This window comes from Phenylobacterium sp. (assembly GCF_035475775.1).
Lineage (GTDB): Bacteria > Pseudomonadota > Alphaproteobacteria > Caulobacterales > Caulobacteraceae > Phenylobacterium.
In genome coordinates, this window is sequence record NZ_DATIMC010000065.1 from 1 (window position 1) to 20,800 (window position 20,800).

At 71.6% G+C, this 20,800-nt stretch carries 17 protein-coding genes; 10 read left to right on the plus strand and 7 right to left on the minus strand.

Annotated features, from left to right (window positions below):
- Window positions 1-40: 40 nt before the first annotated feature.
- The 3 genes from glyS to VLI41_RS07905 are packed head-to-tail and all read left to right on the plus strand — an operon-like array spanning window position 41 to window position 5,289.
- A complete protein-coding gene (glyS, locus tag VLI41_RS07895) occupies window positions 41-2,050 on the plus strand; it encodes a glycine--tRNA ligase subunit beta (protein ID WP_325267526.1) in 2,010 nt (669 codons plus the stop codon).
- Between the two features lie 8 nt (window positions 2,051-2,058).
- Complete coding sequence (ppdK, locus tag VLI41_RS07900; protein WP_325267527.1) at window positions 2,059-4,755, plus strand: pyruvate, phosphate dikinase; 2,697 nt, start codon at window positions 2,059-2,061, stop codon at window positions 4,753-4,755.
- Window positions 4,756-4,761: 6 nt separating this feature from the next.
- Entirely contained in the window at window positions 4,762-5,289 is a 528-nt protein-coding gene (locus VLI41_RS07905) for a GNAT family N-acetyltransferase (protein ID WP_325267528.1), read from the plus strand.
- Here VLI41_RS07905 and VLI41_RS07910 read toward each other — a convergent pair.
- Both VLI41_RS07910 and VLI41_RS07915 read right to left on the minus strand, forming a co-directional pair.
- Window positions 5,258-6,649, minus strand: coding sequence for a hypothetical protein (locus tag VLI41_RS07910; RefSeq protein WP_325267529.1), 1,392 nt, complete (start codon window positions 6,647-6,649; stop codon window positions 5,258-5,260). The genes VLI41_RS07905 and VLI41_RS07910 overlap by 32 nt on opposite strands.
- A gap of 46 nt (window positions 6,650-6,695) precedes the next feature.
- Entirely contained in the window at window positions 6,696-7,298 is a 603-nt protein-coding gene (locus VLI41_RS07915) for a hypothetical protein (protein WP_325267530.1), read from the minus strand.
- Between the two features lie 128 nt (window positions 7,299-7,426).
- On the opposite strand from VLI41_RS07915, the gene VLI41_RS07920 reads away from it, so the two are divergent.
- Window positions 7,427-8,614: a M48 family metalloprotease gene (locus VLI41_RS07920; RefSeq protein WP_325267531.1), complete on the plus strand. Its 1,188-nt coding sequence runs from the start codon at window positions 7,427-7,429 to the stop codon at window positions 8,612-8,614.
- 114 nt (window positions 8,615-8,728) lie between these two features.
- Here VLI41_RS07920 and VLI41_RS07925 read toward each other — a convergent pair whose 3' ends face one another.
- Complete coding sequence (locus VLI41_RS07925) at window positions 8,729-9,844, minus strand: beta-ketoacyl-ACP synthase III (protein WP_325267532.1); 1,116 nt, start codon at window positions 9,842-9,844, stop codon at window positions 8,729-8,731.
- A gap of 195 nt (window positions 9,845-10,039) precedes the next feature.
- Here VLI41_RS07925 and VLI41_RS07930 point away from each other — a divergent pair, with 195 nt between their 5' ends.
- Window positions 10,040-10,624 (plus strand): porin family protein, encoded by a 585-nt coding sequence (locus VLI41_RS07930; RefSeq protein WP_325267533.1) that lies wholly within the window; start codon window positions 10,040-10,042, stop codon window positions 10,622-10,624.
- Between the two features lie 116 nt (window positions 10,625-10,740).
- Window positions 10,741-11,721, plus strand: a complete 981-nt coding sequence (locus tag VLI41_RS07935; RefSeq protein ID WP_325267534.1) for an RluA family pseudouridine synthase — start codon at window positions 10,741-10,743, stop codon at window positions 11,719-11,721.
- A 75-nt stretch (window positions 11,722-11,796) separates the two neighbouring features.
- On the opposite strand, the gene VLI41_RS07940 is transcribed toward VLI41_RS07935, so the two are convergent.
- Together VLI41_RS07940 and VLI41_RS07945 are read right to left on the minus strand one after the other, a co-directional pair.
- Window positions 11,797-13,056 carry a DUF1501 domain-containing protein gene (locus VLI41_RS07940; RefSeq protein ID WP_325267535.1) on the minus strand — a complete coding sequence of 420 codons (1,260 nt, stop codon included), beginning with the start codon at window positions 13,054-13,056 and terminating at the stop codon, window positions 11,797-11,799.
- Complete coding sequence (locus tag VLI41_RS07945; RefSeq protein WP_325267536.1) at window positions 13,053-14,501, minus strand: DUF1800 domain-containing protein; 1,449 nt, start codon at window positions 14,499-14,501, stop codon at window positions 13,053-13,055. Before VLI41_RS07945 ends, VLI41_RS07940 begins: the two co-directional genes overlap by 4 nt.
- Before the next feature lie 83 nt (window positions 14,502-14,584).
- On the opposite strand from VLI41_RS07945, the gene VLI41_RS07950 reads away from it, so the two are divergent.
- From VLI41_RS07950 to VLI41_RS07960, 3 genes are all read left to right on the plus strand, one after another.
- Window positions 14,585-15,316: an ATP12 family chaperone protein gene (locus VLI41_RS07950; RefSeq protein ID WP_325267537.1), complete on the plus strand. Its 732-nt coding sequence runs from the start codon at window positions 14,585-14,587 to the stop codon at window positions 15,314-15,316.
- Between the two features lie 75 nt (window positions 15,317-15,391).
- On the plus strand, window positions 15,392-16,924 hold the full coding sequence (locus tag VLI41_RS07955; protein WP_325267538.1) for an acyl-CoA carboxylase subunit beta: 1,533 nt from the start codon (window positions 15,392-15,394) through the stop codon (window positions 16,922-16,924).
- A gap of 93 nt (window positions 16,925-17,017) precedes the next feature.
- Window positions 17,018-18,343 carry a BON domain-containing protein gene (locus VLI41_RS07960; protein WP_325267539.1) on the plus strand — a complete coding sequence of 442 codons (1,326 nt, stop codon included), beginning with the start codon at window positions 17,018-17,020 and terminating at the stop codon, window positions 18,341-18,343.
- 101 nt (window positions 18,344-18,444) lie between these two features.
- Here the strand turns inward: VLI41_RS07960 and VLI41_RS07965 are convergent, their stop codons facing one another.
- Window positions 18,445-19,242 carry a phytanoyl-CoA dioxygenase family protein gene (locus VLI41_RS07965; RefSeq protein WP_325267540.1) on the minus strand — a complete coding sequence of 266 codons (798 nt, stop codon included), beginning with the start codon at window positions 19,240-19,242 and terminating at the stop codon, window positions 18,445-18,447.
- 106 nt (window positions 19,243-19,348) lie between these two features.
- On the opposite strand from VLI41_RS07965, the gene VLI41_RS07970 reads away from it, so the two are divergent.
- On the plus strand, window positions 19,349-20,185 hold the full coding sequence (locus VLI41_RS07970; protein WP_325267541.1) for an aminoglycoside phosphotransferase family protein: 837 nt from the start codon (window positions 19,349-19,351) through the stop codon (window positions 20,183-20,185).
- Window positions 20,186-20,213: 28 nt separating this feature from the next.
- On the opposite strand, the gene msrB is transcribed toward VLI41_RS07970, so the two are convergent.
- The gene (gene msrB, locus VLI41_RS07975; protein WP_325267542.1) at window positions 20,214-20,708 is read right to left on the minus strand and encodes a peptide-methionine (R)-S-oxide reductase MsrB; all 495 of its coding nucleotides are present in this window, start codon (window positions 20,706-20,708) and stop codon (window positions 20,214-20,216) included.
- Window positions 20,709-20,800: the final 92 nt, after the last annotated feature.

Genomic DNA, 20,800 nt, shown 5'->3' on the forward strand with positions numbered 1-20,800 from the left:
ATCCCCGGCCCTTTCCCCACCGAGGGGAAAGGGGGAATAGATGCCGCAGCTCCTCCTCGAACTGTTCTCCGAAGAGATCCCGGCGCGCATGCAGGCGCAGGCGGCGCGCGACCTCGAGCGGATGGCGCGCGAGAAGCTCGCGGCCGAGGGCTTCATCCCGGAGGCGCTGAAGACCTTCGCCGGGCCCCGGCGGCTGACGCTGGTGGCCGAGGGCCTGCCGCTGGCGCAGCCCGACCGGCGCGAGGAGCGCAAGGGACCGCGCGTCGGCGCCCCGCCGCAGGCCGTCGAGGGATTCCTGCGCTCCACGGGCCTTTCGCGCGACCAGCTCGTCGAGCGCGACGGGGCCTATTTCGCGAGCCTGGAGAAACCCGGCCGCCCGACCCCCGACATCGCGGCCGAGATCGTGGAGCAGATCGTCCGCGGCTTCCCCTGGCCCAAGTCGATGACCTGGGGCTCGGGCACTCTGAAGTGGGTCCGTCCGCTGCACCGCATCCTGTGCGTCTTCAATCGCGAGGTCGTGCCCGTTTCGATCGACGGGATCGACAGCGGGGATGTGACCGAGGGCCACCGCTTCATGGGCTCGGCCCAGCCGTTCCGGGCCCGCGACTTCGACGAGTACCAGGACGGCCTTGCGCGCCACTTCGTGCGGCTCGATCCCGAGGAGCGCAAGTCGGTGATCATGGACGCCGCGCGCACGCTCGCCTTCGCGCGCAACTTCGAGCTGGTGGAGGACGAGGGCCTGCTGGAGGAGGTGGCCGGGCTCGCCGAATGGCCGGTCCCGGTGATGGGCGACATGGACCCCGCCTTCCTCGACCTGCCGCCGGAGGTGATCCGCACCTCGATGCGCGTGCACCAACGCTATTTCGCGGTGCGCGACCCGAACACCGGTTTCCTGGTCCCGCACTTCATCACCGTGGCCAACATCGAGGCGCAGGACGGCGGCAAGGCGATCGCAGCGGGCAACGCCCGCGTGCTCTCGGCGCGCCTGAACGACGCCCGCTTCTTCTGGGAAGAAGACAAGAAGATCCCGCTGGAGGACCGGCTCGCCAGGCTGAAGGGCGTGACCTTCCACGCCAGGCTCGGCTCCATGGCCGAGCGGGTGGCCCGCATCGAGGCGCTGGCCGAGGCGCTTGCGCCCTATGTCCGCGACGATGCGCGGACCAAGGCCTGGGCGAAGGTCGCGGCGATGCTCTGCAAGGCGGACCTGGTCTCCGGCATGGTGGGCGAGTTCCCCGAGCTGCAGGGCGTCATGGGCGCCTATTACGCCGAGGCCCAGGGCTACGATCCCGAGGTCGTCGACGCCATCCGCAGCCACTACAAGCCGCAGGGCCCGAACGATGACGTGCCGGTGCAGGCCGTGGCCGCCACCGTCGCGCTCGCCGACAAGCTGGACACGCTGGTGAGCTTCTTCGCGATTGGCGAGAAGCCCACCGGATCGCGCGACCCCTACGCCCTGCGCCGCGCCGCGATCGGAGTGATCCGCATCCTGCTGCAGTCGCGCACCCGGCTGCCGCTAAAGAGCTTCGTCTCCGACGATCTGCTGGCCTTCTTCGCCGACCGGCTGAAGGTGCAGCTCCGCCAGGAGGGCCAGCGGCACGACCTCGTGGACGCGGTGTTCGCGCTGGGCGACGACGACATCGTCCGCATCGTCAGCCGCGTCGGGCGCCTGGACGAATTCCTGCAGACCGAGGACGGGGCGAACCTGCTCGCGGGCTACAAGCGGGCGGTGAACATCCTCAAGGCCGAGGAGAAGAAGGCGCCGCTGCCGACGGGCGAGCCCGCCGAGATGGCCAATGCGCCGCCGGAAGAGGCCGGGCTCATCAATGCGCTGGGGCACGCCCAGGTCGAGATCGGCAAGGCGCTGGAGAAAGAGGACTACGAGCGGGCGATGCGCGAGATGTCGGCGCTCAGGCCCGCAGTGGACGCCTTCTTCGAGAAGGTGCTTGTCAACTCCGATGACGCGGCGGAACGCGACAACCGCTTGCGTCTTCTAGCCAAGGTGCGCGACGCCATGGGGCGCGTGGCGGACTTCAGCCAGGTGACGGGATAGATAGTTCGATGACGGTCGAGACGATGGCCAAGACGCGCTGGGTCTACACGTTCGGCGGCGGCCGCGCCGACGGCGACGCCTCCATGAAGAACCTGCTCGGCGGCAAGGGGGCGAACCTCGCCGAGATGTCGGCGCTGGGCCTGCCGGTGCCGCCCGGCTTCACCATCACCACCGAGTGCTGCACCCACTTCTACGAGAACGACCGCGCCTACCCGCCAGATCTGGCGGCGCAGGTCGCGGCGGGCCTGAAGCATGTCGAGGCGATCACCAAAAAGACCTTCGGCGATCCGGCCAATCCGCTGCTGGTTTCGGTTCGCTCCGGCGCCCGCGCCTCGATGCCCGGCATGATGGACACGGTGCTGAACCTCGGCCTGAACGACGCGACCGCGGAGGGGCTGGCCAAGCTCTCCGGCGACCGCCGCTTCGCCTTCGACAGCTACCGGCGCTTCATCCAGATGTACTCGAACGTGGTCCTGGGCCTGGACCACCACATGTTCGAGGAGATCCTCGACGAGCACAAGGAGCACCTCGACGTCAGCGTCGACACCGCGCTCGCCGCCGAGGACTGGGAAGCGGTGGTCGCCGACTACAAGAAGGCGGTCGAAGGCGAGCTCGGCAAGCCTTTCCCGCAGGACCCGCAGGCCCAACTCTGGGGCGCGATCGGCGCCGTCTTCGCCAGCTGGATGAACGATCGGGCGAAGTTCTACAGGCGGATGCACGACATCCCCGAGAGCTGGGGCACTGCGGTCACCGTCCAGGCCATGGTGTTCGGCAACATGGGCGAGACCTCGGCCACCGGCGTCGCCTTCACCCGCAATCCCTCGACCGGCGAGCACAAGCTCTACGGCGAGTTCCTGATCAACGCCCAGGGCGAGGACGTGGTGGCCGGCATCCGCACGCCCCAGGCGCTGACCCGCGCCGCACGCGAGGAAATGGGCGAGAAGCAATCCTCCCTGGAAGAGGCGCTTCCCGAAGTGTTCGGTGAGTTCAAGTCGGTGGTGGAGACGCTCGAGCGTCACTACCGCGACATGCAGGATATCGAGTTCACGGTCGAACGAGGGCGTCTGTACATGCTGCAGACGCGCAACGGCAAGCGCACCGCCAAGGCCGCGCTGAAGGTCGCCGTCGACCTCGCCAGCGAGGGCCTGATCTCGCGGGAGGAGGCGGTGATGCGGGTCGAGCCGCAGAGCCTCGACCAGTTGCTGCATCCCACCATCGATCCCGGCAGCCCGCGCGAGGTGATCGCCAACGGCCTGCCGGCTTCGCCGGGGGCGGCGACCGGCAAGGTGGTGTTCACCGCCGAGGAGGCCGAGCGGCTGGGCGGGGCCGGCGAGGCGGTGATCCTGATGCGCGAGGAGACCAGCCCCGAGGACATCCGCGGCATGGACGCCGCGCGCGGCGTGGTCACCGCCCGCGGCGGCATGACCAGCCATGCCGCCGTGGTGGCCCGCGGCATGGGCCGTCCCTGCGTCTCCGGCGCGGGCGAGATCCGCATCGACCTCAGGGCCGGCGAGTTCCGCGCCCGGGGCCGCAGCTTCAAGGCCGGCGACCTCATCACCATCGACGGCTCGACCGGCGAGGTTCTGGCCGGCGCGGTGAAGATGGTCGAGCCGGAGCTCTCCGGCGATTTCGCCACCCTGATGGGCTGGGCCGACAAGGTGCGCCGGCTCGAGGTGCGCGCCAACGCCGAGACCGCGCTCGACGCCAGGACCGCGCGGCAGTTCGGGGCGGAGGGCATCGGCCTTTGCCGCACCGAGCACATGTTCTTCGACCCCGACCGGATCGCCGCGGTGCGCGAGATGATCCTGGCCGACGACGAGGCGGGGCGGCGCGCGGCGCTCGCCAAGATCCTGCCGATGCAACGGGCCGACTTCGTCGGGCTGTTCCAGATCATGGAGGGCCTGCCGGTGACCATCCGGCTGCTCGATCCGCCGTTGCACGAGTTCCTGCCGCACACCGAGGAGGACGTCGCCGCCGTCGCCGAGGCGACCGGCCTCGACGCCAAGAAGCTGCTGCGGCGCGCGCAGGAGCTGCACGAGGTCAATCCCATGCTCGGCCACCGAGGCTGCCGGCTGGGCGTGGCCTATCCCGAGATCTATGAGATGCAGGTGCGCGCGATCGTCGAGGCGGCCTGCGAGATCGCCGCCTCGGGCAAGGTCGCGCCGATCCCGGAGATCATGCATCCGCTGGTGGCCAAGGGCTCGGAGATGAAGTTCCTCAGGGAGCTGACGGACCGCATGGTCAAGCAGGTCGTCGAGGAGCAGGGCCGCCGCATCGACTATCACGTCGGCGCGATGATCGAGCTGCCGCGGGCCGCGGTGCGGGCCGGCGACCTGGCGCAGTACGCGGAGTTCTTCTCCTTCGGCACCAATGACCTGACCCAGACCACCTTCGGCATCAGCCGCGACGATTCCGGCCGGTTCCTCAACGCCTACCTGGAAAAAGGCATCCTCGAGAAGGATCCCTTCGTCAGCCTCGATACGGAGGGGGTGGGCGAGCTGATCCGCATGGGCGCCGAGCGGGGCCGCGCGGCGCGGCCCGACGTCAAGCTCGGGATCTGCGGCGAGCACGGCGGCGATCCGGCCTCGATCGCCTTCTGCGAGGAGGTGGGCCTGGATTACGTGAGCTGCTCGGCCTACCGCGTGCCGATCGCCCGCCTCGCCGCGGCCCAGGCCGCCATCGGCGAGGGGGAGAAGGACCGCTAGCGGGAGATGCCGCTCCAACCCGCCGGGCCGGAAGACCTGACGGCGGTCGCAGCGCTGGTGAACGCCGCCTATCGGGGCGAGAGCTCGCGCCGCGGCTGGACCACCGAGGCCGACCTGATCGGCGGCCAGCGGACCGACGCGAGCAGCCTCGCCGACGACCTCGCCGCCACCCCGGGCGCGCAGCTGCTCGTGCTGAGCGACGCGCCTGACGGCCCGCCGCTCGGCTGCGTCTGGCTCGAGCCCGCGGACCATCCGGGCGCCTGGTATCTCGGCATGCTGACGATCCGCCCCGACCTGCAGGCGCGCGGACTCGGCCGCGAGCTGCTGGCGGACGCCGAGGCGGCGGCGAAGGCGCGGGGCGCCCAGCGCATCCGCATGACGGTGATTTCGATCCGCCCTGAGCTGATCGCCTGGTATGGTCGGCGCGGCTATGCCGCCACCGGCGAGACGCAGCCGTTCCCCTATGGCGATCTGCGGCGGGGCGAGCCGAAGCGCGACGACCTCAGCTTCCTGGTGCTCGAGAAACGACTCTGACGGGCTTGGTGGTCGCCGCCGCCAGCAGCGCATCGAGCGTGTCCGCCCGCTGCGCCGCGCGTCGGTCGAGGATGAGCGCGGTTCCGGCGGCGATCAGCCAGGCCGCCAGCACGCTGGAGGGGAAGATGTAGCGGGCGTCGGCCGCCGGCGCGGCCACGAACAGCAGCGCCGGGTAGGCGAACGCCCCGCCGAGCAGCCCGGTGAACAGCAGCGCCTGCGGCGCCCGGCGCAGCCACAGCGCGCCCACGACGGCCGCGGCCAGGAGGTAGAGCCAGAAGGGCCGGCGCCAGAGCTCAGGCGCACGTGTGCGGACGTAGCCGCCGACCCGCGCCAGCGCCTGCGGATGGGCCACCTTCAGGCCGAAGGGATTGGCGTCGATCTGCAGGTGGACGGGGTAGAAGACCTCGCCCTTGGCCAGGCCCATCTGCTGCACGAAGACGGCGGTGCGGTGGGCGAGGTAGCAGCCGAACTGATGGCGCACGGCCCGCGGCCAGATGCGCTCCACCTCGCCGCCGGCGTCGGATTCGAGGATGCGCGGCTGGCCGGGCACGGCGCGGAAGGCGAGCTGCAGGTGGCGGGGATCGTAAGCCCTGCGGATCTGCCGGGGCGAGATCGGCCAGCCCAGCGTGAGCCCGGTCGGCAGTTCGTCCTTGTCGGCGCAGGCGGAGATGCCGATCAGGTCGAACTCCTGCGTCCCGGCGAAGTTGTGCGCCGACGGCAGCGGCGCGAAATCGGGCAGCCGCCAGTGCGTCGAGCCCCAGGCGAGCGCCAGGCCGAGGCTCAGGGCGGCGGCGGCCACCAGGCGCGCGCGGGGCGGCGGCGCCGGCTGCAGATAGGGGCGCCAGACCATCAGCGGTGCGATGAGCACGAGCAGCAGGACGGCGTTGTAGCGGAGCGCCGCGGCGACCGCGAACAGCACGCCGGCCACCGCCAACGGGACCGTGGAGCGCCGGCGCCCCGCGACCAGCCAGGCCGCAAGGCCGGCGAGCGCGAAGCTGGTGGTGGTCACATCGCGCCACTGCGCCATCAGGGTCCCCAGCAGCTCGGGGACGTACACGAAGGCCGCGGCGAAGGCGGCCAGCGCCGCGGCCGCCCAGAGCGCCCGCCGCATCAGCAGGTTGGCGCAGAGCGCGGCGGCGAAGAACAGCAGGAACGCCTGGAAGACGAACAGCCCCCAGGCGCCCGCGCCGAGCTCACGGCTGATCCAGAACAGGTAGGCGTGCATCGGCGGCCACAGCATCGTCTCGACGCCGGAGCGCGCCTCCTCCCAGGCGAACAGGCTGTCGTAGGACATCAGCCCGGGCCAGGCCGGCCAGCAGGCGAGGGCCGCCGCCAGCGCCGCGTAAAGCGCGCTCATCATCCAGCGCGGCTCTCCCGGCAGGACGGCGACCGGCCCGGAGCGGGATTCAGAGCTCAAGGTGGCCGAGCTTGCAAAGGGTTTGGCCGTCCGCCTTGACGCCATAGGCGTCGAGCGCCCCGGCGTTGAGCGGCGTGATCGCCTCCCAGCCGGTGTAGTCGGAGCCGATCGCCGGGAGCGCGCGCGGCACGTCGAGCCGGCGTGCGCCGCTCTCGCCGGCGCCGACGATTCGGAAGTCCTTGTCCACCAGGATGACGCGCCCGACCGGCGTCTGCCGGTCTTGATCCCATCCCCAGCCGGCGACCCGGGTCCCGCCGGCGCCGGAGAGATAGCGCGCCTTGACCCCGTCGATGTTGCCGATGCAGGCGCCCATCCGCGGAAAAGCCTCGCGCAGGTTGCGTCCGAGCACGGCCGCCCCCCAGGCCGGCAGCGCCGTCAGCGGTTGGCCCAGCACGTGATCGTGGTGAACCGCGCGCTTGCCGGCGGTCGCGTCGGCGTCCAGGACGGCCGCGACCTCGGGGGCCGGGGCGGTGGAGGTGCTGGCGGCCTGCGGATTGCGCCACGCGGGATCGCTGCAGCCGCCAAGCGTGAGCGCCGCCAGAGCCGAGGCCGCCCACGGCCGGCGGCTTACGCAATCTGCGCCATCCCTCATGGGCCTGACGCTAGCGGGCTTCGGCGCCCCAGCGCAAACCTGCCCGCGCCGGCGCCCTGCGGCTTTTGCGCGTGACAAGCGGGGCCGCTTCACGGCTACCTGCGGCGGGGAAGTCGGGGAGGGCGGAGATGGCCCAGGGGTTCGATCCGGTCGCGGCCACCGCGGCCTATCTGGCGCAGCTGCCGCCGGCCTTGCACGACAAGGCCAAGGCCTACACCCAGGGCGGCCACTGGCTGCTGCTCTGGGGGACGCTGGTGGCGATCCTGGTCGCCTGGATCGTGCTGCGGACCGGCGTGCTGGTGCGGGTCCGCAGCGCCGTCGAGCGCGGCAAGCCGCGCCTGTGGCTCGCGGTGGCAGCTGTGGTCGTCGTCGACGGGGTCATCGAGCTCGTCCTGTCGCTGCCGTGGGACGCCTATGCCCACTGGTGGCGCGAGCGGCTCTATGGCCTGACGAGCCGGCCGTTCGGCGGCTGGCTGTCCGAGCACCTGACGGCGAACCTGATCGGGATCGTCCCGACCATCGTGCTCGCGGCGATCCTCTACTGGCTGGTCCGGCGCGCGCCGCGCACGTGGTGGCTGTGGGGCGGCGTGCTGGCCGGCGTCGGCTCCCTGGTTCTGAGCCTGCTCTCGCCGGTGCTGCTGGAGCCGATCTTCAACACCTATACGCCGGCCCCGCCCGGACCGGTGCGCGACGAGGTGGTCGCCATGGCCAAGCAGGTCGGCGTCCCCCACGACAAGATCCTGATCTACAACGGCTCCAAGCAGTCGAACCGCTACACCGCCAACGTCGCGGGCGTCGGAGCCACCGCCCGGGTCGCGATGAGCGACGTGATGTTCAAGAAGGACGCCGACCTCGCCGAGGTGCGCGGCGTCGTCGGCCACGAGATGGGCCACTATGTGCATGGCCACATCTACTGGCTGGCGCTGGCCTACGGCCTGATGGCGCTGGTCTCGTTCCTGATCGTCGACCGGACCTTCGGCCTGGTGCTGCGCTGGACCGGCGCCAAGGGCGTCCGGGGCCTCGCCGATCCCGCCGGCCTGCCGGTGGTGTCGATCATCCTCGCCGTCGTCACCCTGATCGGCACGCCGGTCCAGAACTCGGTGACCCGCGCCGTCGAGGCCGACGCCGACCGCTTCTCGCTCACCCACTTCAACGAGCCGGACGGCCTGGCCAAGGCGCTCGTGAAGACCATCGAGTACCGCTACGATTCCCCCTCGCGGCTGGAGGAGATCATCTTCTACGACCACCCCTCTGTCCGCGCCCGCGTGCTGCGCTGCATGCAGTGGAAGGCGACGCATCCGAAATCTGCGCCCTGAATCTTGGGTGTCATCCCGGCCGTAGCGGAGCGGAGAGCCGGGACCCAGCCGGTTCAGTCATCGGGCGTTCCTGGGTCCCGGATCGGCCCTGCGGGCCGTCCAGCACGACGGTCGTCATCTCTTCCGGACGAACACGGTCCCGGCGGAGTAGCCGGCGCCGAACGAGCAGATGAGGCCGGTCTCGCCGGGCGCGAAGTCGTCGCTCGATTTGTGGAAGGCGATGATCGAGCCGGCCGAGGAGGTGTTGGCGAACTCGTCGAGGATGATGACGTTCTCGCCGGGCTGCGGTTCGCGGCCCAGCACGCGGCGGCCGATCAGCTCGTTCATGTTGATGTTGGCCTGGTGCAGCCACAGCCGTTTCAGCCCGGCGGTCTCGATCCCGAGGTCGGCCGCGTGCGCCAGGATCATCTCGGAGACCATCGGCACCACCTCGCGGAACACCTTGCGGCCCTCCTGCACGAACAGCTTGTCGCGCCCGTCGTGGCCGTCGGGCGCGCAGCGGTTCAGGAAGCCGAAGTTGTTGCGGATGTTGTTGGAGAACTGGGTCTTCAGGCGCGCGCCCAGGATCTCCCAGCCGTCCCGCGCCCGATCCTCGGCCTCCAGGATCACCGCCGTGGCCACATCGCCGAAGATGAAGTGGCTGTCGCGGTCGCGGAAGTTCAGGTGGCCGGAGCAGATCTCCGGATTGACCATCAGCACGGCGCGCGCCGAGCCGGCGGCGATGAAATCGGCGGCGGTCTTGATCCCGAACGTGGCCGAGGAGCAGGCGACGTTCATGTCGAAGGCGAAGCCTGCGATGCCCAGCGCCTGCTGCACCTCGATGGCCATCGCCGGATAGGCCCGCTGCATGTTGGAGGCGGCGCAGATCACCGCGTCGATCTCGCTGGCCGGCTTGTCCCAGCGGGCGATCGCGCCCCTTGCGGCCTCGACGGCGATCTCCGCCAGCACCGAGAGCTGCTCGTTGGACCGCTCGGGGATGATCGGCCGCATCAGCTCCGGATCGACGAGGCCGGCCTTGTCGACAACGAACCGCGACTTGATCCCCGAGGCCTTCTCGATGAACTCCACGGACGAGGGCTGCAGGGCCTCGGCTTCGCCGGCCGCGATCGCCTCGGCGTTGGCCGTGTTGAAGCGCGCCACGTAGGCGTTGAAGGTTTCGACCAGCTCGGCGTTCGAGAGGCTGTGGGGCGGGGTGTAGAGCCCCGTGGCGGCGATCACGGCTTGCGGCAACGGCGGCCCTCCGGCTGGCTGGCGGAGTGATAGCACGCCGCCTTGCAGCGGGGGCAAGGCGTTGTGGCCGCAGGGCCACAGGTGGTCGCCGAACACAGCTTGGCCGCAGAACCAACACAGCCCCGCCGGGGTTTGTCGCCCACCTGCGGGAGGCTCATGGGGGAGCTGTTCGCGTCCAAGTAGGAGTTCCAGCGAATGAAATCTCTCATGGCTGCGGCCTCGGCCGCTGTCCTCGGCCTTGCTTTGCCCGGGCTCGCTGCGGCCCAGACGGCCACTGCGCCTATCGGCCTCTACGGCAATCTCGGCTACGCCGACATCCACACCTCCGGCCAGAACCTCGGCGCGATCGGCGGACGGCTCGGCTACCGGTTCAACGACTGGCTGGGCGTCGAGGGCGAGCTGGCCGGCGGTGTCAAGAGCGACAACTTCTCCATGACCGTCGGCGACGCCGCGGTGACCGGCAAGACCAAGCTGTCCGACGCCGAAGCCGGCTACGTGGTGGGCTTCCTGCCGCTGTCGCCGCAGTGGGACGTGCTGGGCCGGATCGGCTACGGCCATAGCAAGATCAAGGTCGAAGACGTCACGGTGGCCGGCCTGGCCGGCTCGGTGAGCGGGCTTTCGGCCTCCGGCAGCGGCGATTCCTGGAACTATGGCGTGGGCGCCCAGTGGCACTGGGACGGCGCCAACGGCGTGCGCGGCGACTACACCCGCGAGGAGTTCACCCACGGCTCCAACGGCCACGCCGACGTCTGGTCGCTCGCCTTCGACCACCGGTTCTAGCGCTCGGCAGGCGCCCGAGGATCAGCCCTCTCCGCATGCGGGGAGGGCTGTTCCTTGTCCCCCGCCAAGGCCGAAACCGGGATGACACGCGCCGGCCGCCCTCCCATAACCCGCCCATGCGCGAAGTCCGCACCATCACCGTCGGCGGGGCCGAGGCGGGCGTGCGGCTCGACCGCTGGTTTCGCAGGCGCTGGCCGCACCTGACCCAGGGCCAGCTCGCCCGGCTGATCCGCTCCGGCCAGGTGCGGGTGAACGGCGGCCGGGCCAGGCCCGACACCCGCCTCGAGGCCGGCGTCCTGGTGCGCGTGCCGCCGCTGCCCGAGCGTCCGCCGGAGCGCCCGCGCGAGGCTCTCGACCCGCGCGACGCCGCCTTCGCGCGCGGCCTGGTGATCTACGAGGACGAGGAGGTGCTGGCGCTCAACAAGCCCTCCGGCCTCGCCGTCCAGGGCGGCACCAAGACCACGCGCCATGTCGACCGGCTGTTGTCGGCCTGGGGGGAGGGCCTCGAGCGGCCCAGGCTCGTGCACCGGCTGGATCGCGACACCTCCGGCGTGCTGGTGCTCGGCAAGACGCCCGCCGCCGCCGCCAAGCTCGCCGGCGCCTTCGCCCGTCGGCGGACACAGAAGACCTACTGGGCGCTGGTCGCCGGCCTGCCGAAGCCGTCCGAAGGCGTCCTCGAGCTGCCGCTTGCGAAGAAGGGCGTCGGCGACCGCGAGATGATGGTCCCCGCCGGGCCCAAGGACCCCCGCGCCGAGACCGCCGAGACCGAGTTCGTGACGCTCGCCCGCGCCGCCGACAAGGTCGCCTGGATGGCGCTGTGGCCGCACACCGGGCGCACCCACCAGCTGCGCGCCCACATGCTGGCGATCGGCCATCCGATCCTCGGCGATCCGAAGTACCGGACCGAGGGGTCGGACGCGCTCTCCGGCGAGCTCAAGCTGCAGCTGCACGCCCGGCGCCTGGTCCTGCCGCATCCCTCCCGCGGGATGCTGATGCTGGAAGCCCCGGTCAGCTCCGAGCTGAAGGCCGGCTTCGCCCGCTTCGGCTTCGACGAGCACGAAGCCGATCCCGATCCCTTCGCGCGGCGGCGGCGCTAGATCCAACCGCAGAAAACACAGAAGTTCGCGGAAGCCACTGTCCTTCCGCGCTTTTCCGCGCTTTCCGCGGTTCTCTTACACGAGCCCCGAGACCGGCTTCGCCGAGGCGCTCTGCGGAAACACCGCCGCGTCCAGCGCGGCGCGCTCGACGCCCAGGTGCTCGGCCAGCACGCTCTTGAGAAGGCCGCGCATGTCGAGGGTCGGCGCGAGGTCGCGGGCCTCGAACAACGCCGAGGCCTTCAGCGTCGGCCAGTCCCCGACGATGCCGCCGGGCTTCAGCGCGCCGCCGAGCAGCAGGGCGGTCGAGGCGGTGCCGTGGTCGGTGCCGCCGGTGCCGTTGACCCGCGCGGTGCGGCCGAACTCGGTGGCGGCGACCACCACCGTGTCCTTCCAGGCCGGCCCCAGGCCCTGGTGGAGGCCGTCCAGCACCGCGTCCAGATAGGCGAGGCGGGTGGCGAGCTGGCCCTGCGCGGCGCCTTCGTTGGCGTGGGTGTCGAAGCCATCGAGCGACAGCGCCGCGATCTGCGGTCCGCCGGGTTCCTTCATGAAGCCGGCGAGCGCCTCGCCGAGCTGGCGCGCCGCCGCCTGCCCCTGCTGCTGCAGGCCGCGCCCGCCGGCGCCAGGCGCCGCGGCCGGGATCATCGCCGGCGCGCCCGGGCTCGCCTGGGGCAGGCCGGCCATGGCTTCCGCCGCCATGGCCTCGGTGGCCAGGCCGCGCGCCAGCGCGGGGCCGAGCAGCGGATCGTCCTTGTAGAGGTCCTGCAGCAGCCTGGGCAGCCGGGCCGAGCCGTCGACGATCCGCCCCGGCGACCAGGAGGCGTAGGGCGCCTTGCCGCGCAGGACGAGCGGGGCGGTCGGCCCGACCGAGAGCGCGCTCACCTTCCGGGCCCTGGCGAGCGTCCCCACCGCGCGGTTCAGCCAGCCCGAGGTCTCGGCGTAGACGGCCGCCGCGCCGGTCTCCAGCACGTCCTGCGCCTCGAAATGCGAGCGGGCGCGGTCGGGCGTGGCCACGGCCGGGACGATCCGCGCCTCGCCGGCCTGAGCGAGCCGCCAGGTCGCGGCGAGCGACGGGTGCAGGGCGAAGGTCCCGTCCAGCTTCAGCGCCTCGCCGCCGAGCGCGATCGGACCGCGCAGGGCCGCATAGTCCGGATCGCCGACCGGCGGCGCGACGGTGAGCCCGTCCATGCCGCCACGGCAGATCACGAACACGAACTTCTTCTTCTCCATCGCGCCTTCCGAGGCGGCGAAGGCCTGAGAGGCTGCGAACTGCAGCGAGACGCCGAAGGCGGCGGCCGCGCCGAGCACGCCGCGGCGGGAGGGGATGAAGTGGGTCATCGGCGTTGGAACTCCGGCGACATCAGGAGCAGGGCGAAGCCTTCGGGCCGGCTCTCGGCCCGGGCGATGGCGGTCGCGGTCGCGGGCGAAAGCCGCGGCCCCAGGGCCTGGGCGGCGAGCTCCTTCGGGTCGCGGCCCTGGGTGGCCTGGGCCGCGAAGCCCTGCGCGAACTGCATGCGCTTGACGACGGCGTCGGGCGCGGCCCAGGCGCCCGCGTCCTCCGGCCAGCCCTTGGGCGAGCCGGGCGTGAACGGCTTCTGGCCGAGCGCGGTGAGGATCGGCGCGACCTGCGAGATGGCCTGCGGCGCCGCCCCCGCCGCGCGATAGCTGGAAACCAGGAATTCGTAGGGCGTCTTGAACTTGGCGGGGTTCGGGTCCCAGGCTTCCGGCGCGGCGATCAGCGCCTCGGCCACCTGCGAGAGGTCGCCGCCCGAGCCCGTCCAGGCCTTTTCCAGGCGCGCCGTCAGGGCAGGCGAGGGCGCGTCGGCCACGAAGTGCCGGGCGATCTTGCCGCAGACGAAGCGGGCGGTCTGCGGCTTGGCCGCGAGGTCGGCCAGGATCGCCGCGGCCTGCTCGCGGCCGCCCGGGCGGTAGCGGACGCCCATCACCGTGCGCTCGCCGGGCTCATGGGCGGCCAGGCGGAACACCGGCTCGCCGATCTCCCCGTCCGGGCCGCGGAAGCCGCCGATCGAGAGCCCGGTCATGGCGCGGGCGAACTCGGTCACGTCGGCCTGGCTGTAGCCGCCGCGCACCCCCACCGTGTGCAGCTCCATGATCTCGCGGGCGAGGTTTTCGTTGAGCCCAAGCGTGCGCTGCGCCACGGGCTGCAGTCTGGCGCCGAGGCCGGGCCGGCCGCCCTGCGCCATGCGCTGCGCGAACGGACTGTCCGGCCCGACCGACTGCACCTGGTCGAGGTAGAGCAGCATCGCCGGGTGGGTCTCGGCGGCGATCAGCAGGTCCTGGAAGCGGCCGAAGACGTGCGGACGGATCGCCTCGGTCTCGAACGGGCCGACCACCGTGGCGGTCTGCAGCTTGTTGGCCGCGACCGTGAAGTGGTTGGCCCAGAACAGCGCCCAGCGTTCGCGGAAGCCGGCAGGCGTGGTCGCGGCGAGCTGGGTGCGCGCCAGGAAGTCGCCGGCGGTGTCCTGGCGCAGCATCTTCTGGGCGAGCTTGACCGGGTCGCGCGCATCCGCCGCGCTCTGCTGGTCGCCCACGGCGTCGCGCCGGGCCATCTTCCGCGCCTGCTGGAACTCGCGCAGGTCGGCGACGCGGCGGGCGGCCGTTTCGCCGCCGGTGGGGAACAGGTCGGCGCCCTCGGGGCGCACCTGCGCCTTGAGCCAGCCGCGGGGATCGCGCGCCGCCTCGGCGATCTCGCCGGACCGGGCCCCCAGGCCGAAGCGGGTGACGGCGAGCGCGCCGGCCAGCTCACGATCAGGGATCGCCATGCAGCCCCTCCTTGCATCCAGCGGGGTTCATATCCATTCCACGAACCCCGGGCCCTGGTCGCTCGCCCTTCCGGAATCGAACCTTGCCCAGAGGATACCGCGAACCCATTGAAAAGCCCCGGCGCTTCTACAAGACCGTAGACGTGGCCCCGGAGGATGGCGAATTTGCGGTCAGGCTCGACGGCCGGCCGGTCCGCACGCCGACAGGCGGCCGTCTCGTGCTTCCCACACGAGGCCTCGCAGAGCAGGTCGCCGAGGAATGGGCGGCCCAGGGCGAGGTCCTCGAGGTCCCGCGGATGCACGCCACGCGGCTCGCCAACACCGCCCTCGCGGCGGTGGCCTCGGCGCGGGCCGAAACGGCCGAGGTGGTCGCGGGCTACGCGGCCTCCGACCTGCTCTGCTATTGGGCCGAGGCGCCGCAGGCGCTGGTCGAGCGGCAGCGGCATCGCTGGGGTCCGGTGCTGGCCTGGATCGAGGCGGAGGCCAAGCTGTCGTTCATCCGCGCCGCCGGCATCGTCCACCAGCCGCAGCCGGAGGCCACGCTGCAGCAGGTGCGCGAACTGGCCCTCGCGCTCGACGACTTCAGCCTGGCGGGGCTCGCTTTCGGGGCGGCGCTGTTCGGCTCGGCGATCCTGGCGATCGCCCTGCAGCGCGGCTGGCTGACCGGCGAGCAGGCGTTCGAGCTCTCCCGGCTCGACGAGAGCTGGCAGGCCGAGAAGTGGGGCCTCGACGAGGAGGCGGCCGAGCGCGCCCAGCGCCTGGCCGACGAAGCCCGGATGCTCGACCGCTGGTTTCGCGCCTTGCGCGCAGCCTGACGCGCCCTGCCGTGAGCTTGCGCGCGCGGCGCCCCGCGACTACGCCTTCGGCGACGGTTGCGTGAAGGGCGAAGCGTGAAAGAGATCCTCGAAGAGCTCGAGAAGCGGCGCGACAACGCCCGCCAGGGCGGCGGCGAGCGGCGCATCCAGAACCAGCACGCCAAGGGCAAGCTCACCGCCCGCGAGCGCATCGACCTGCTGCTCGACGAGGGCTCGTTCGAGGAGTTCGACATGTTCGTCGAGCACCGGGCGACCGACTTCGGCATGGCCGAGCAGAAGATCCCGGGCGACGGCGTGGTCACCGGCTGGGGCCGCATCAACGGCCGGGTGGTGTTCGTGTTCTCCAAGGACTTCACGGTGTTCGGCGGCTCGCTCTCCGGCGCCCACGCCCAGAAGATCCTCAAGGTCCAGCGCCAGGCCATGAAGGTCGGCGCGCCGATCGTCGGCCTGTTCGACGCCGGCGGGGCGCGCATCCAGGAAGGCGTCGAGAGCCTGGCGGGCTACGCCGACATCTTCCTGGAGAACACCCTGGCGTCGGGCGTCATCCCGCAGATCAGCGTGATCATGGGCCCCTGCGCCGGCGGCGACGTCTATTCGCCGGCGATCACCGACTTCATCTTCATGGTGAAGGACACCAGCTACATGTACGTGACCGGCCCCGACGTGGTGAAGACCGTCACGCACGAGGAGGTCAGCCACGAGGAGCTCGGCGGCTACCGGGTGCACGCGCTGAAGTCGGGCGTCGCCGACGGCGCCTTCGAGAACGACCTGGAGGCGCTGACCCAGGTCCGCCGGCTGGTCGACTTCCTGCCCGGCTGCAACCGCGAGAAGCCGCCGGTTCGCGAGAGCTACGACGAGCCCTACCGCGACGAGCCCTCCCTCGACACCCTGGTCCCGGCCAATCCGAACAAGCCCTACGACATGAAGGAGCTCATCCTGAAGGTCGTGGACGAGGCGGATTTCCTCGAGATTTCACCGGACTACGCCAAGAACATCATCGTGGGGTTCGGCCGCCTGGACGGCCAGCCGGTGGGCGTGGTCGCAAACCAGCCGCAGGTGCTGGCGGGCGTGCTCGACATCGACGCCAGCCGCAAGGCGGCGCGCTTCGTGCGCTTCTGCGACGCCTTCTCGATCCCGCTGATCACCTTCGTCGACGTCCCCGGCTTCATGCCGGGCACCCGGCAGGAGCAGGGCGGGCTGATCCGCCACGGGGCCAAGCTGCTGTTCGCCTTCGCCGAGGCGACCGTGCCGAAGATCACGGTGATCACCCGCAAGGCCTATGGCGGCGCCTACGACGTGATGAGCTCCAAGCACATCCGCGGCGACGTGAATTACGCCTGGCCCACCGCCGAGATCGCGGTGATGGGCTCGAAGGGCGCGGTGGAGATCATCTTCCGCTCCGAGATCGGCGACCCGGAGGCGATCGCCGCGCGCGAGGCCGAGTACCGGACCCGTTTCGCCAACCCGTTCGTCGCCGCCTCCCGCGGCTACATCGACGACGTGATCATGCCGCACGGCACCCGCCGGCGCATCGTCAGGGCGCTCGAGAACCTCGCCGGCAAGCAGCTCTCCAATCCCTGGAAGAAGCACGACAACATTCCGCTGTAGGCGGGGCGGAACCGGAACAACGCCCCCAAGGCCCCGGTTGTGCCGGCAGGGCCGCAGAGGCCCATGCCTTCACCTTTCCGGGAGATTCCCCCTATGGCCGACAGATGGATGGACGAGCGTGACCGCCGATGGCGGGACCGCGACTGGCGGCGGTCGGAAGACTATGGCCGCGGCGAGGACGAACGCCGCTTCCAGGGCGGCGAGGACCGCAGCTTCGGCGCTTCCGATGACGAGGACCGCAGGCGCTACGAGGCCCGCCGCGCCGGCCCCGACCGCGACCGGGTGTTCGGCGAGCGCGAGACCGGCATGGGCTACGGCGGCGAGGACTGGTCGCAGGGCCGCGGCGCCTATGGCGCGGGCGGCCGCTATGGGGCGGGCGAAGGCTACAGGCCCGGCCGCAGCGGGGCCTACCGCGGCGAGGGCGAGCGCCAGGGCGGCCGCGGCGGCGGCTCGGACTGGCGCTCCGGCGGCTGGCAGGACCGCGACTTCGGCGGGGTGAGCCCGGCCATGGAGCACGACGAATACGACCTCGAACACCGGGCCGAGCGCTACGAGCGCGAGCATGGGTATGGCGAGTCTGGCGAGCGCGGGCGCTCGGGCCGCGGCGGCCGCTATTACGGCGACGCCGGGCGCGAGGCGATCTACCGCGAGGAATGGAGCCAGGGGCGGCGCGACTACGGCGAAGCGCCGCGCGGCTATGACGCCGAGGAGGCGAACCGCGACCGCAGCCGCGGCTCGGAAGCCTATTCACGGCGCGCCCCGCCGGTCTCCGGCGGGACCGGCGGCTACGACTACGAGCGCGGGTACGGCGACGGCGGGCGGCGCGACGAGGAAGGCCGCTACGCCCGCGAGCGCTATGACCGGCGCGACGAGGACCGTGGCGAACGCTTCGAGCGGGCCGGCCGCGAGAGCGGGGACTGGTTCCGCAGGGCGGGCGAGCGGGTGGCCTCCTGGTTCGGCGGCGACCGTCGCGACGAGGAGCGCGGCGACCGCGGCCGCGGCTATCAGGGCATGGGGCCGAAAGGCTACCAGCGCCCGGACGAGCGGATCAACGAGGAGGCGCACGAGCGGCTGACCGACGATCCGTGGCTCGACGCCTCCAACATCTCGGTCTCGGTGTCAGGCGGCGAGGTGACGCTCTCCGGCACGGTCGAGAACCGCGAGGCCAAGCACCGCGCCGAGCGGATCGTCGAGGACCTCTCCGGCGTGCGCCACGTGCAGAACAACCTGCGCATCCACGAGGGCAATCCTCTGACCACGCCTTCGCGCGGCTACGGCGACAGCGTGCTCGAGCAGCAGATGCGCGAGGCCGACATGGCCGGCAAGACCGGGCCCGGCCCCAGCGACGGCGGCGCGCGCAGCCCGACCTCCAGCCGCACGGGGCCTTCGGCGAGCACGGATACGGGGAAATCGCGGTAAACGCGCCGCGAAGCGGGTGAGGGGGCTTCCGCCGGAAGGGTCCGCGGCGGAAACCCCCTCCGGTCCTCCGGACCACCTCCCCCTGCGGGGAGGAACGGGCCTCAATACGCGAACGCCCGGTAGCTCTCCTCTTCGCGGGCGGCCTCGGCGCGGGTCTCGAACACCGGATTGTGGCGCAGCCAGCGGCGGGCGCGCTCGGGCAGACCGATCAGCACGTCGGCGGGGACGCGGATGTTGACCTCCGGCCGGTGCAGCCACCCGCGCGAGTAGCCCACGACCACCATCGGCCTGGGCGTGGTCGAGCGGTTGGGCGTGCCGCGGTGGATGTGGCGCACGTCGCGGATCATCACGTCGCCGCGCTGCATGTAGGCCCTCACCAGCGGGATCTCGCCCGTCTCGATCCGGCGCATGCCCTCGGCCTTGGCGAGCATGTGCGTGCCCGGCGCATACTCCATCGGCCCGGTGTCGTCGGTGACGTCGATCAGCGGGAAGTTGACGGCGAGCTGATAGGGCGGGGTCTCCACGCCGATCTCCGGGAACAGAAGCTGGGTGTCGCGGTGCAGGTCCTGGTGCTCGGAGCCCAGCAGCGGCGTATCCGTGGCGAGCTGGCACATCACGCCGTCGGCGCCCACCAGCTCCTCGACCACCGCCATGATCGCGTCGTTGTCGACGATGGCCGCGTCGGCCCAGAGCCCATGGAAGGGCAGGGTGACGTAGTAGCGATGCGGACCGCGGTTCGGGTTGTCGCCCTCGCGGCTGACGGCGGCGGCCAGCAGCGGCCCGAAAGCCAGGTTCCAGGCGTCGATGGTCTCGGTCGGGACCAGGCCTTTCAGGACCGTGACGCTGGTCTCGCGCACTTCCTGGGCATGCGCACGGGCTTGGGCGGGCGTGAGCTTCATGGGAGACAGATTTTCGCTTGGCGGCTGAACGCACCCTGAAGGGCGTCGTAAGACCAAGGGAGGCTAGCGCCGCGGGGCTGGCCACGCTTCGGGGGCGGATCGTCGCATGGGGCTCTCATCCACAGATTTCGAGCCCTGGCTGACGCGCTGGGGCCTGCAGCCGGACGGCGCCCCGACCGTGACCGAGGTCAGCCGCAGCCTGCTGGCGCCGGTCCGCAAGGACGGAGAGCCGGCGATGCTGAAGATCGCGACCGAGCCGGAGGAGCGGCGCGGCGCGGACCTGATGACCTGGTGGGCGGGCGAGGGCGCTGCGCCCGTCTTCGCTCATGAGGGTCCGGCCCTCCTGATGCTGCGAGCCGAGGGCGAACGCTCCCTCGTTCGCATGGCGGCGGGCGGCGAAGACGAGGAGGCGTCCGAGATCATCTGCGCGGCCGTCGCGGCCCTGCACCGCCCGAGACCGGCTCCGCCCCCGGCTTCGCTGCGACGGCTCCGGCCCTGGTTCCAGGCCTTGGAGGCGGCCGCCTCCCAGGGCGGACGGCTCGGGGAGGCCTGGCGCATCGCCGCCGAACTGTTCGCGGAGCCGCGGGACGTCGCGGTCCTGCACGGCGACGTCCACCACGGAAACATTCTCGACTTCGGGGCGCGGGGATTCCTGGCGATCGATCCCAAGGGCCTGCTGGGCGAGCGGGGCTACGACTACGCCAATCTGTTCCGCAATCCCGACGAGAGCCTCGTCCCGGGCCGCAGGATCGCCACCGACCCCGGCCGCCTCGCCCGGCGGCTCGAGATCGTCGCCCGCCTGGCCGGCCTCGACCGGGCGCGGCTGTTGCGCTGGATCATCGCCCATGCGGGCCTGTCGTCCGCCTGGCTGGCCGAGGTGGGAGGCGACAGTTCGCTGAATCTCGAGATCATCGACATCGCCCTGGCGCTCCTCGAGAGCTGACCTGCCGGCTCGGGCCGATCAGCCGCCGCTAAGCGGCCCCGGCCGCCGCCTTCAGCGCAGCATCGTCGCCGCGGCCCAGCGGATCGCGCAGGTGGCCGTCATGCGGCGTGAACTCCAGGGAGAGCGAGTTTATGCAGTAGCGCAGGCCGGTCGGCGGCGGCCCGTCGGGGAAGACGTGGCCCTGATGGCTGCCGCAGCGCGCGCAGCGCGTCTCGATGCGGACCATGCCGTAGCTGGTGTCGCGCACGGCGGTCACGTGCGCCTCGTCGAAGGGCGCCCAGAACGACGGCCAGCCGGTGCCGCTCTCGAACTTGGTCCTGTGCCGGAACAGCGGCAGGCCGCAGAGCCGGCAGCCATAGACGCCGTCGTCCTTCTGGCCCAGGAGCCCGCCGCAGAACGGCGCCTCGGTGCCGTGACGCAGCAGGACATCGGCTTCCTCAGGGCTGAGGTCCGCCTCCAGGCGCTTGCGTTCCGCCTCGCTGGGCGGCGTCAGGTCGAAGCCGGATGGGGAGATCGTGCTCATGGGTGCAGATGTAGGCGCCCAGGGGCGCGGTGGGAACGCCCGGCGGCCCCGATCCCGCGAGAGAATTGCCAACCCAGCCTGCGCCGTCTAAC